The 12057-nt window shown below is 68.3% G+C and carries 6 protein-coding genes; 1 reads left to right on the forward strand and 5 read right to left on the reverse strand.

Going from position 1 to position 12057, the window contains the following annotated elements:
• Positions 1 to 67 precede the first annotated feature (67 nt).
• Both CFR72_RS03990 and CFR72_RS03995 read right to left on the reverse strand, forming a co-directional pair.
• A complete protein-coding gene (locus CFR72_RS03990; protein WP_110912751.1) occupies positions 68 to 1222 on the reverse strand; it encodes an L-dopachrome tautomerase-related protein in 1155 nt (384 codons plus the stop codon).
• 68 nt (positions 1223 to 1290) lie between these two features.
• Entirely contained in the window at positions 1291 to 2808 is a 1518-nt protein-coding gene (locus CFR72_RS03995; protein WP_110912752.1) for a carboxypeptidase M32, read from the reverse strand.
• A gap of 90 nt (positions 2809 to 2898) precedes the next feature.
• Between CFR72_RS03995 and CFR72_RS04000 the strand changes: the two genes are divergently transcribed.
• Positions 2899 to 4830 carry a tetratricopeptide repeat protein gene (locus CFR72_RS04000; RefSeq protein ID WP_110912753.1) on the forward strand — a complete coding sequence of 644 codons (1932 nt, stop codon included), beginning with the start codon at positions 2899 to 2901 and terminating at the stop codon, positions 4828 to 4830.
• Here the strand turns inward: CFR72_RS04000 and CFR72_RS04005 are convergent.
• The 3 genes from CFR72_RS04005 to murJ form a co-directional block, all read right to left on the reverse strand.
• Positions 4820 to 7717 carry a [protein-PII] uridylyltransferase gene (locus CFR72_RS04005; RefSeq protein ID WP_110912754.1) on the reverse strand — a complete coding sequence of 966 codons (2898 nt, stop codon included), beginning with the start codon at positions 7715 to 7717 and terminating at the stop codon, positions 4820 to 4822. The genes CFR72_RS04000 and CFR72_RS04005 overlap by 11 nt on opposite strands.
• Before the next feature lie 60 nt (positions 7718 to 7777).
• Entirely contained in the window at positions 7778 to 10402 is a 2625-nt protein-coding gene (gene mutS / locus CFR72_RS04010) for a DNA mismatch repair protein MutS (protein WP_110912755.1), read from the reverse strand.
• 76 nt (positions 10403 to 10478) lie between these two features.
• On the reverse strand, positions 10479 to 12053 hold the full coding sequence (gene murJ / locus CFR72_RS04015) for a murein biosynthesis integral membrane protein MurJ (RefSeq protein WP_110912756.1): 1575 nt from the start codon (positions 12051 to 12053) through the stop codon (positions 10479 to 10481).
• Between the last annotated feature and the right edge of the window lie 4 nt (positions 12054 to 12057).

A 12057-nucleotide genomic window follows, 5' to 3' on the forward strand; every position in this document is an offset into this window, starting at 1 on the left:
TCCCCACGGCGCGAAGGGGCGCGTGGGACTCGATTGCCCTATCCTGAACGATTTTGCGGCGGGTGTGTCAGAATTTCGCTTCGGGCAGGGCAGCGACATTGATGCGGTAGACATGGACTGGCCATGACACCTCCATCTTCCCGCCATCGAGCGCGGGCGTGCGGTCAAGCTGTGCCGCAGGCACATACAGCATCCCGTCCGGCGTGACATAGGACCCCGCGGGCCAGTGCAGGCGCGGGTCGGTCACGATGCGTTGATAGATCCGCCTGGGCGTCAGGCGGAAGATGCTGCTGGTGGACACGTCATTGAGGTAGAGCGTCCCGTCCGCCCCCACGGCGATCCCGCCATAAGGGGGGGATTTGTACCACAGCGTGGGGCTGTCCTCCAGTTCGATGGGCGTGACCTTGGGGTCGATCAGCACATCGGTGCCAAGCTTGTAGATCGGGCCGCTGAGCGGTTCGAAATACAGCCATTTCTCATCCGGGCTGATGGCCATCTGGCTGACATTGATGATGGCGGTATGGCCCGACTGGTTCTGCATCACGCGCCCGTCGGGGCCAAGGATCGGCCGCCCCGCCGTCAGCGCGGGGTTATGTTCCATCAGCCGCCGCTGCCCCTGGCCGTCAAGGTCTGCGACAATCAGCGCGGGCACCCCTTCGTCACCGATATAGGCATGGCCATTGCCCACCCGCATCGTGGACAGGAGGCTGTCGGGACGCAGGGCGGCGGCGTCGATCGACCATGTGCCCTTCACCTGCCCGCTGGCGGCGTCGATGCGCACGACCTTGGGCTGTGCGCGCGTCCCGTCGGCGGCGATCCCGCTGTCGAGCACCCACAGCGTCCCGTCCGCCTGCAACTGGATGTCCGCAGGTGCAACCAGTCGCTGCGTCGCGGGTGTCGTGGGGTCGTTCCACGTTGCGTCGGGATAGGGGACAGGCTGCTGCCCGGGGGCGAGGATGACAAGCCCGCCCTGCTTCACGCCGGTCCATGCCGGGGCCAGCGCGATCAGCCGTCCGTCAGGCAGGGTGATGACACGCTCCCACGTCGCGGTGGTGGAGGTGGCGACTTCCTCCATCGGGGCGGACGGGTCCAGCGGCGGCGCGGGCTTGGCCGCGTGCGCGCCGGATGCGTGCATCAGGGCCAGTGCGCCCGCAAGGGCGATGGCGGCCCCCGTATGGCGGGGATGATACGGGCGGGACGGGACGGAATCGTGACTGGACATTGTCCGCATGTCGCCATGAACCGCCCCCGAAGGCAAGGGGCCGCGCGTGATGGCGGCTATCCGCGCGCCTATTCCCCGCAATAGCGATGGCGCAGGTGGCGCAGGTAGGCCTCCGGCCCCGGCGGCGCGCCGGTGGCGTCGCGCACGATGTCGCGCATCGACGCACTGCTGGCGCGGTGATGGACATGGGTGCGCAGCCATGACAGCAGCGTGGAGAAGTCCCCGCGCGCGATATCGTCCATCAGGCCCGGATGCGCCTTCTGCGCCGCCTCGCGCAGTTGCGCCGCGATCATCGCGCCAAGCGTATAGGTGGGGAAATACCCCCATGACCCCGAAGGCCAGTGGATGTCCTGCAGGCAGCCAAGGCGGTCCTCCGGCACGCGCAGGCCCAGCAGGGCATGGATGCGTTCGTTAAACGCCGCCGGCAGGTCGCGCAGCGCCATCCGCCCGTTGATCAGCGCGGTTTCCATTTCATAACGCACGAGGATATGGGCGGGGTAGGTGACCTCGTCCGCGTCCACGCGGATGAAGCCGGGATGCACGCGCGTGACCTGCCGGTGCAGCGTATCGGCCGACCATTCGGGGGCCTGCGCATCCCCGCCCAGCGCACCGGCAATGACCGGGGCCGCCCATGCCATGAACTCCGCCGAGCGGCAGACCTGCATTTCCATCAGCAGCGACTGGCTTTCATGCAGGCTCATCCCCCGTGCCGCGCCGACAGGCTGGGAATGCCACGCGCGCGGCAGGCCCTGTTCATACAGTGCATGCCCGCTTTCATGCAGCACGCCCATCAGGGCATTGAGGAAATCATCATCCTCGTACCGCGTGGTGATGCGCACGTCATCTTCCGCCCCGCCGCAGAAGGGATGCAGGCTGACATCCAGCCGCCCGCGCGTCATGTCGAACCCCACGGTGCGCATCATGGTCTGGCCCAGCGCCGCTTGCGCGGTCGTGGCGAACGGCCCGCGCGGCAGGGTTGGCGCAGGGTGCGCGTGCTGATGTTCCAGCGCACCGGAAATCAGCCCCGGCAGTTCGATGGCAAGGCGTTCGAACACCGGGTCGATATCCGCCTGCCGCGTGCCCGGATCATACTGGTCCAGCAGCGCGTCATATGGCGAAAGCCCAAGTGCCGCCGCCTTGGCGTGGGCGACTTCGCGCGTGCGTTCCAGCACTTCACCCAGATAGGGCAGCAGGCTGGCGAAATCGCTGTCGCGGCGTGCGGTGCGCCATGCCATCTCGCACCGCGACGCGGCGCGCGACGCCGCCTCCACCAGCTCGGGGGGCACAGCCATGGCGTGGGCGTGCAGCCTGCGCATCTCCCGCAGGTTCGCCGCCTGCCACGTATCCGCAGGTTCCGCCGCCGCCAGAAGGTCGGCCATGTCCGGGCCGGTCATGATGCCATGGTGCAGGACCGACAGGGTCGCGATGCTTTCGGCCCGGCTGTCGGCGGCCCCCGGGGGCATCATCGTATCCTTGTCCCAGCCAAGGATGCCCAGCGCGTTGGCAATATGCCCCATCCGCGCAAAGCGGCGGGTCAGCGTGTCATAGGCATCCTGTGCGGAGGGGGCGGTCACGGGGTCAGGCATGGAGGAATTCCCGGCGTAAAGGAGTCGTTATCAATTGCGCCCTAGCGTGGCGGCCTCGGACGCAACACGCAAGCAGGGACGGGTTCACCCATGCCGCAAAAGGCAGGCGACATGATCGAACAGGGCCTGCGCCTGCTGGCGCAGGGACAGGCGCAGGCGGCGGGCGGGCATTTCCGCGCGGTCCTGCGCCGTGACGGCAGCCATGCCGGGGCGCTGCACGGGATGGCGTGCGTCGTGCGCGCCTGCGGGCGCGACGACCTTGCCATCGGGCTTGCCGGCCGTGCGATCGAGATCGAGAGCGCGGCCCATTATTACGTGACACTGGCGCAGGCGCTGATGGCGCGCGGCCATGTGGTGCAGGCCCGCGCGGCGGTGAATGTCGCCATCCTGAAGGCCCCGCGTGATCTGGCGGCGCGCGCGGCGCAGGCCCGCATTGCCGAGGAATCGCACGATTTCGCCACGGCGGAGACCGCGCTGGCGCAGGCGATCGCCTGTGGCGGTGTCGATGCATGGCGTCCGCGCGCGGACATGGCGCGCTTCCTGTGGCGCAGGAACCGTCGCCCCGATGCCCTGTCATGGATGCGCAGGGCCTTTCACCTTGCCCCGGCGCAGGACAGGCTCCTGTTCCATGAACTGGTGGAGATGCTGCTTGGCTGTGGCGAGGTGGGCGAGGCGCGCGCCAGCCTGGAGGCATGGCTGCTTCACCTGCCCGATGACGCGGTGGCGGCGGGCAACCTTGGCGCCGTCCTGTTCGCGCAGCGTGAATACGCCGCCGCCCTGCCATGGCTGCGCCGCTGTGTGGAGGCCGGGGCGAATGCAGAGGCATGGAACAATCTGGGCCTGACCTTCATGGCGCTGGGCGATGTGGCGCGTGCGCGGCGGGCGCTGGAACAGGCCTGCGACCTGCGGCCGGGCGACGGGCGCATCGCCGCGAACCTCGCCACCGTGCTGGCGGAGCAGGGGGAGGACGCGCCCGCCGCCGCCCTGTGCCACGCGGTGATGGAGGATACGCGCACCGATGCGCAGACCCGCGCACAGGCGCGCTTCAACCTCGGCACGCTCCTGCTGGGGCAGGGGCGCATGGCCGAAGGCTGGGAACTGTGGGAGGCACGGCATGCGCTGCTGCCGCCCGACACGATGCATTATCCCGTCCTGCCCCGTTGCACCCGCGCGATGCTGGCCGATGGCGCGGGGACGACGGGGGACCGGATCGTCGTGCAGGCCATGCAGGGGATGGGCGATACGATCCAGTTCCTGCGTTATGTCCCGATGCTGGCGCGCAGGCGGCGCGTGGTGCTGGTGCTGCCGCCCGCGCTGCATCGACTGGCGGGCAGCCTGCGTGACCGCACGGGGGTATCGGTGGCCCGCCGCATGGAAATTATCGCCCCGAATGACGAATATCCACGCGGGGTTGTGGCGCGGTGCGACCTGTTCAGCCTGCCGCACCTGCTGGGGGTGGACGCGCCCCCCCGTCCGGTGGGGGCGTATCTCGGCCCGGTGGTGGCGTCACGCGCGACGCAGGATGTCCGGGTGGGAGTGTGCTGGTCTGGGAATGAACGCTACCGCTTCGACCGTCTCCGCTCGATCGGGGCGAAACGGATGGCGATGCTGGGGACGGTGGAGGGCGTGACCTTCGTCAGCCTCCAGCATGGGGCGGGGGATGCGGACCTGCCGTTCCCGATGGAAACACCCTCACTGGGCGATGTGATGGATACGGCGTGCGTTATCGCCACGCTGGATCTGGTGATCTGCGTCGATACGATGGTGGCGCATCTGGCGGGGGCGATGGGACGGCCGGTCTGGCTGCTCAACCGTCATGGGGGGGACTGGCGCTGGTCCGCCGCACTTGATGGCGGGGCGGCGTCGTCATGGGGACAGCGCGGCAGTTGCTGGTATCCGCACCTGCGGCAGTTCCGGCCCACGCAGGCCGCGCCCCCGCCCCATGCGTGGGACGGGGTGATGGAACAGGTCCGCCACGCACTGCACCAGTGGCGCGACGCGCGGCGCGACGTCAGATCGTGACGGTGTCGAGTGCGGAGGTCATGCGGGTTGCATCGGCCTCCGCCTTCTGAAGGCCGGCAAGCAGCGTCTGGCGGATGGTTTCCAGCCGGGCCTTGTCCGTGATCTTCAGGCCGAACAGGTCCTTGACGTAGAAGACGTCAACCGCCCGCACGCCATAGGTCGTGATGTGGGCCGAGGCGATCTGCAGCTTCTGGTCGCTGATGGTCGCGGTGATGTCATGCAGCAGGCCGGGGCGGTCGCGCCCGTTGATTTCGACCACCGTGCAGGCATTGGACGCGCGGTTGTCGATCACGACGCGCGGCGGCACATGGATGGCGCGCATGCGCCGTCCGCTGCCACGCCGCCCGCAGGTCGCGATTTCCCTGTTGATGTTAAGCTGCCCCGACAGCGCCTGCTCCACCAGCATCGACAGGCGGGCCAGTTGCTGCGGTTCCTCGAACGCCGCGCCATCGGCGTCCTGCACCCACAATGTGTCGAGTGCCATGCCGTTGGTCATGGTGTGGATGCGTGCATCGACAATGGATGCCCCCGCGATGGCGACCGCGCCTGCGATGCGTGAAAACAGCCCCGGATGGTCGGCGGCATAGATCGTGACCTCTGTCACGCCCCGCGCCGGAATCGGCTGGGATTCGACCGTCAGCGGGGACTGCCGGGCCTCGGATTCGGTAATGAGCTGGATATGGCGGCGGTGGGTGTCGCGATCGAACGACAGCCAGTAGCTGCCATAGCCCAGCCACATGAAATGCGCGATGTCACCTTCGGGCAGGCCATCTTCGGCCAGCCATTGCGCCGTCGCCGCCTTGGCGCGCGCGACGCGGACATCGCGTTCCGTCGTGGCCATGCTGCCCTCCAGCACTTCGGCCACGCGCATGTACAGTTCATTGAGCAGCGTCGCCTTCCACGCGTTCCACACGCGCGGGCCGACCGCGCGCATGTCCACGATCGTCAGCAGCAGCAGAAGGCGCAGGCGCTCGGGCGACTGGATGATGTCGGCAAGGTCGAGGATCGTCTTGGGGTCGTCGATGTCGCGCTGGAACGCCGTATGGCTGAGCAGCAGGTGATGCAGCACCAGCCACGACACGGTCTCGGTCTCCTCGCTGTCCATGCCGAGTTCGGGACAGACATGCAGCGCGATTTCCGACCCGATTTCCGAATGGTCCCCGCCGCGTCCCTTAGCGATGTCATGCAAAAGGACCGCGACATACAGCGCCCGGCGCGAATGCAGGTTGCGCGCCAGTTCATAGGCCAGCGGGATCTCGTCCGCCATCGACCCGTGCTCCACCCGTTCAAGGATGCGCAGCGCGTCGATGATGTGCTCGTCCACCGTGAAGACATGGTAGGTGTCGAACTGCATCTGCCCCACGATCCGCGACCAGTCGGGCAGCAGGCGTCCCATCAGGCCGGTTTCGTTGAGGATATGCAGCCAGTAGGCGTTCCCCTTGCGGCGCCCTTCGTCCATCTGGTGGAAACTCGGCGCGTCATCGCCCTGCACGGCGGCGGGCGGCGTGCCGGCGGCGCCATGGCGGGCACGTTCGGGCGGGGCGCCACACATCAGGTCGAGGAAGATGGAAGACGCCTCCGCATTGCCGCGCAGGGTGGCGGCATGGCGTTCCCAGCGGATCAACTGCTGCATCGCCAGCGGATGGATCGGCAGCTTGCGCTTCTTCGCCCATGCCAGCAGGCGCATCATCTGGATCGGTTCATGTTCGAACGAGGTGCCGCGTTCGGGCAGGATGCGCCCGTCCATCACGGTGAATCCCGCATCGCGCATCTGCGCATCCGCCTGCGGCGCGTTGGCGATGGGGCCAAGCGCCTGGCGCAGCACGGCGGGTTCCAGCACCAGTGTGAGGCGCATGACCTCGCGCACCGTCAGGAAGTAGTGGCGCATGAAGCGTTCCACGCCCACCTGCCGGCCATGGCGGGTATAGCCCATGCGCCCGCCGACGACAGGCTGCACGTCGAAGGTCAGGCGTTCCTCCGCCCGGCCGGAGACGTAGTGCAGGTGGAAACGCACGCGCCACAGGAAATCCCATGACCGGCGCGCGCGCTTTGCCTCCTGCTCAGTCAGCAGGCCGAGCGCGCTGAACCCCGGCGCCAGCAGGTCGGAGACGTGGCGCGTGCCGAACGTGTAGCGGCACATCCAGTACAGCGTCTGCAGGTCACGCAGGCCACCGCGCCCTTCCTTGACATTGGGTTCGACAAGGTAGGGGCTGTCGCCGAAACGGTGGTGGCGGGCGGCGCGTTCGCGTCGCTTGTCGGTGATGAAGCACGCCGCCCCCGCCGTGACGCAGGCCACGATGTAGCGGGCCTCGAACATCGCGAACAGGGCGGCATCCCCCGCCAGCAGCCGTGCGTCGAGCAGCGTGGTGCGTACGGTGGTGTCGGCCTCGGCCTCCGTAATGCATTCATCGATGGTGCGGGTCGCATGCCCGACCTTCAGCCCGAGGTCCCACAGGAAATACAGGATGTATTCAACGACGCCGCGCACCTCGTCCGATGGTTCGTCCGGGGTCAGGAACAGCAGGTCGATGTCGCTGAAGGGGGCGAGCAGCCCACGCCCGTACCCGCCCGTCGCGGTGATGGCGAAGCTGATCTCCCCCTTTGCATGCGACTCGGCACGTACGCTGCGGGTCGCGAATTCGCACAGCGTGCGGATCATGCCATCGGTATAGCCCGCCAGCAGCTTGCCCGCGTCCGCGCCGCCAAGCCGGTGCGCCTCGAATTCCTCGCGCACATGGGACTGGAACCGCGCAAGATGCCGGCGGAACAGGCTGATCGCCTCCTCCCGCGGGAGTTCCGGGGCATAGGGAGCGTTCAGCCCCAGCGCATCGCGCAGGGCAAGGGTCATGTCCTCGACGGTGGAGGAGGCGTGGGCATGGCTCGGCATCGGGGTATGATCGGCGTCCTTTGGGGCGAATGGGCCGGACAAGTGTGCCGGTCTTTGCGGTTACGGGTCCAGATGTTCCTTACTGGAATGTAGGAGTTTTTTTAACCGGTAAAGGGCGTCGAGCGCAGCGCGCGGGGTCAGTTCGTCGGGATCGAGGGTGGTGACCATCTCGATCACTTTTTCCGGCAGCGCGGGCGCCGCCTCCGGCGCGGGGGCTGCCGTGTCGATCCGCTCGAACAAAGGCAGGGCGGGGGCCGCGGCATGGCGTTCCTTCTCCAGCCCCGCCAGAAGCCGTCCCGCGCGGCGCACCACGGGTTCGGGCACCCCGGCAAGCCGCGCGACATGCACGCCCCAGCTACGCCGCGCGGTGCCGGGGATGACCTCGTGCTGGAAGATCACCTCGCCCTTCCATTCACGCACGCTCATGGTGTGGGGCGACAGGCGCGGCAGGCTTTCGGCCAGTTCGGAGAGTTCGTGGAAATGGGTTGCGAATATGGCCCGGCACCGCAGCGTCGAATGCATGGCTTCGAGCACCGCCCACGCAATCGCCAGCCCGTCGAGGGTCGCCGTCCCGCGCCCGATCTCGTCCACCACCACCAGGGAACGCGGCCCCGCCTGGTTGAGGATGGCCGCCGTCTCCGTCATTTCCACCATGAAGGTGGAGCGTCCGCGCGCAAGGTCATCCGACGCCCCCACGCGGGAGAACAGGCGATCGACAATGCCGATGCGCGCCGCCTTCGCACAGACCGGCAGCCCCGCCTGCGCCAGGATGACCGCCAGCGCCGTCTGGCGCAGGAATGTGGACTTGCCCGCCATGTTCGGCCCCGTCAGCAGCATGACGCGCCGGTCGGGCGACAGGTCGCAACTGTTGGGGGTAAAGCGCGCGTCACGCGGCAGTGCGGCCTCCACCACCGGGTGGCGGCAGTCGGTCAGGTCGAACGTGGTGTCATCGCTGATGGCGGCACGGCACCATGTCCCGCCCCCGGCCAGTTCGGCGCAAGACTGCACGATGTCGAGCACCGCAAGCGCCGAGGCGATGTCGGGCAGGGCGGGTTCGGCGAGGATGCGCTGCACCAGTTCGCCAAACAGCGCGCGTTCGCGTGCGGCCGCGCGTTCAGCCGCCTCGATGATGCGCTGGTCAAGGCTGACGAGGCGGTCGGTCGAAAACCGCGCCGCACTGGCGGTCCCCTGGCGCAGGATCAGGTCCTCTCGCCCCTTGATGCGTGCGGAGGCGGCGGATGGCACCTCGATCACGTAGCCAAGCTGCGCATGGTGGCGGATCTTGAGGTTGGAGATGCCGAATTCGTCGGCATATTCCTGCTGGAGTGCCGCGATGATCCGGCGGCTGCCATCGCGCAGTTCGCGTTCGCCATCAAGTTCGGCGTCATATCCGGTGGCGATGACGCCCCCATCCTCCAGCCGCGCGGGCAGGCTGTCGGACAGGGCGCGCGCCAGCAGGGCCTCAAGCTCCGTCGCCTTGTCGAGGTGGGCTGTGGCGCGGGCGACAAGGGCGGGGATGTCCGTGCTTTCGCGCACGATGCGCGCCACCTCGCGCGCGGTGGACAGGGCGGTGCGGATGGCGGCGGCGTCACGTGGCTGCCCCCGGCCCAGCGACAGGCGGCCCAGCGCGCGCGCCACGTCCGGGGCGGGACGCAGCGCATCGCGCAGGGACTGTCGCACCTGCGGTTTGTCCAGCAGCCACGTCCACGCGTCCTGCCGCGCGGTGATGCGTCCTGTCTGGGTCAGGGGGGCTGCGACCCATTCGCCAAGAAGCCGGCTGCCTGCGGCACTGACGGTCCGATCGACCGCGGCGAACAGGGTATGCATGGTTTCCCCGTCGCGCGTGCGCAGCAGGTCGAGGCTGGCGCGCGTGGCGGGATCAAGGCCAAGGACCTCGCTGCTGTCATGGGGCTGCGGGCGCGACAGGCGCGGCAGTTGTCCCGCCTGGCTGCGGCGGATGTAGTCGATGGCGGTCGCACCTGCCATCGCCTCGCAGTCGGAAAATGTGCCGAAGGCGTCAAGGCTCGCCGCGCCAAAGGTCTCGGCCATGCGGCGGCGCGCGGCCTCGGCGTTCACGGGAATGACGGGGGGCGCGCGGCGGGGGGCGAAATCGCCCAGCGCAATGTCGTCGGCGCACAGGATTTCCGCAGGATCAAGGCGGCCCAGCAGGTCGAACAGCCCGTCGGCCGGGACGCTGGCGGTTTCGAACAGGCCGGTGGAAATGTCGATCCACGCAACCCCCAGCCGTCCCGTGCCGCGTTCGGCGACGACGCAGGCCAGCAGGTTCTGCCGCCCGGCCTCAAGCAGTTCGTCTTCCGTCAGGGTGCCCGGCGTGACCAGCCGTACGACCTCGCGCCGCAGGGGGCCTTTTGCAGCACCACGCCCCTTTCGCGGGGCCTCGGTCTGTTCGGCGACCGAGACGCGGAATCCCCGGCGGATCAGCCGCGCGAGGTAGGCGGGGGCGGCATGGACCGGCACGCCGCACATCGCGATCGGCGCGCCCGCATGCGTCCCGCGCGCCGTCAGCGAGATGTCGAGCGCTGCCGCCGCCGCCTCGGCATCGGCGAAGAACAGTTCATAGAAATCGCCCATCCTGAAGAACAGCAGGGCTTCGGGATGCTCCGCCTTGAGGGCGAACCATTGCGCCATGGCCGGGGTGGCGCCTTCGGGGGAGGGGATGGTCATGGCATGGATGTGTAAAGAGGACATTCCCGATTTTCCAGACCCAGAATCCCGATCGGCATGAAATAGGGAAGGGCGTTCACTCCGCGCGTGGTGTGGCGCGCAGGCCCAGCCGCCGCGCGATGGCGGAGGTGATGCGCCCGCCATCCATGATGCCCGTCAGGTGCAGCCCCGTGCCATAGGTAAGCGCGGCCACCACCATGACCGCGCCCAGCATCAGCGTCCGTCCCGTGCGGGTCATGTCCATCATCCGCCCCGCCGGTGTCCACTGGCACAGGGCCATGACCACCACCGCCATGATGGCGGCGCAGGCGGTCATGCGCGACAGGCGCGATATCAGGTTTTCAGTCAGGTGCATTGCCCCGTTGCGCAGCAGGATCGCGCCCAGCACGACCACGTTGACGATGGCGGCAAGGCTGCTGGCCAGTGGCGGGCCGACATGGGCCAGCGGGTGCATGAACATCAGGTTGAGCACGAGGTTGAGCGCAAGTGTGCCCAGCCCGATGATGACCGGGGTGCGGGTATCGCCCCGTGCGAAAAACCCGGGGGAGAGCACCTTGACCATCACGAAGGCCGGCAGCCCCAGCGCATAGGCGCGCAGCGACTGCGCCGACATCACCGCGTCATGGGTGGAAAACGACCCGTGCCCGAACAGCGTCATCATCACCGGGTCCGCGACAAGGATCAGTCCCAGTGTCGCAGGCAGCGTCAGGACCAGCGCATATTCGATGGCGCGGTTATGGATGGCGTGCGCGTCGTCCAGTTCCCCGCGCGCAAGGTGGCGCGTCAGCACCGGCAGCAGCGTCGTCCCCGCCGCAGCGCCGAGCACGCCAAGGGGCAGCTGGTTCACACGGTCGGCGAAATACATCAGCGACACGCTGCCCGCAGGCAGCAGGGTGGCGATGATGGTGTCGATCATCAGGTTGATCTGCGTGATGCCGCTGCCCACCAGCCCGACCGCCATGCGCCCGAGCAGCAGGCGGATGCGCGGCGTCACGCACGGCACCACCGGGTGCAGCGTCATGCCCGCGCGGTGCAGCGCGAACAGCAGGATGGCGAACTGGATCACGCCCGACGCCGTCACCCCCCACGCGGCGGCGGGCGCGACCCCGCCGACATAGGGCGGCAGAAGCAGTATGGCCGCGATTCCCACGACGTTGAAGCTGACATACGCCGCCGCCGCCACGCCGAAATGGTGCATGCCGTTGAGCACGCCCGACACCAGCGCCGCCCCGCAGATCAGCACGAGGTAGGGGAAGGTGATGCGGCTGAGCGATATGGCGAGCGTATCGCGCACCCCGTCATGGGCGAATCCGGGGGCAAGCAGGCGCAGCACGCCGGGCATGAAGATTTCGCCCAGCACCATCAGCAGCGTCAGCCATGCGATCAGTACGCTCAGCGTTTCATTGGCGAAGCGGCGGGCCGGTTCGCGCCCCTCCGTCGCCAGCAGGGAGGAGAACAGCGGCACGAACGCGGCGTTGAGCGCGCCTTCGCCAAACAGGCGGCGGAACATGTTGGGCAGGCGAAAGGCGATCTGGTAGGCGTCCTGGACCGGCCCCACCCCCATCAGCGCGGCCAGCAACTGGTCGCGCACAAGCCCGAGGATGCGGCTGAGCATGGTCCAGCCGCCAACCGTCAGGAATCCCCTAAGCACGTGC

Source organism: Gluconacetobacter entanii, assembly GCF_003206495.1.
In the GTDB taxonomy this organism is placed as follows: domain Bacteria; phylum Pseudomonadota; class Alphaproteobacteria; order Acetobacterales; family Acetobacteraceae; genus Novacetimonas; species Novacetimonas entanii.

Coding starts and splice junctions, on each gene's coding strand:
- CFR72_RS03990 (WP_110912751.1), bottom strand. CDS start 1,222: ATGTCCAGTCACGATTCCGTCCCGTCCCGCCCGTATCATCCCCGCCAT.
- CFR72_RS03995 (WP_110912752.1), bottom strand. CDS start 2,808: ATGCCTGACCCCGTGACCGCCCCCTCCGCACAGGATGCCTATGACACG.
- CFR72_RS04000 (WP_110912753.1), top strand. CDS start 2,899: ATGCCGCAAAAGGCAGGCGACATGATCGAACAGGGCCTGCGCCTGCTG.
- CFR72_RS04005 (WP_110912754.1), bottom strand. CDS start 7,717: ATGCCGAGCCATGCCCACGCCTCCTCCACCGTCGAGGACATGACCCTT.
- mutS (WP_110912755.1), bottom strand. CDS start 10,402: ATGACCATCCCCTCCCCCGAAGGCGCCACCCCGGCCATGGCGCAATGG.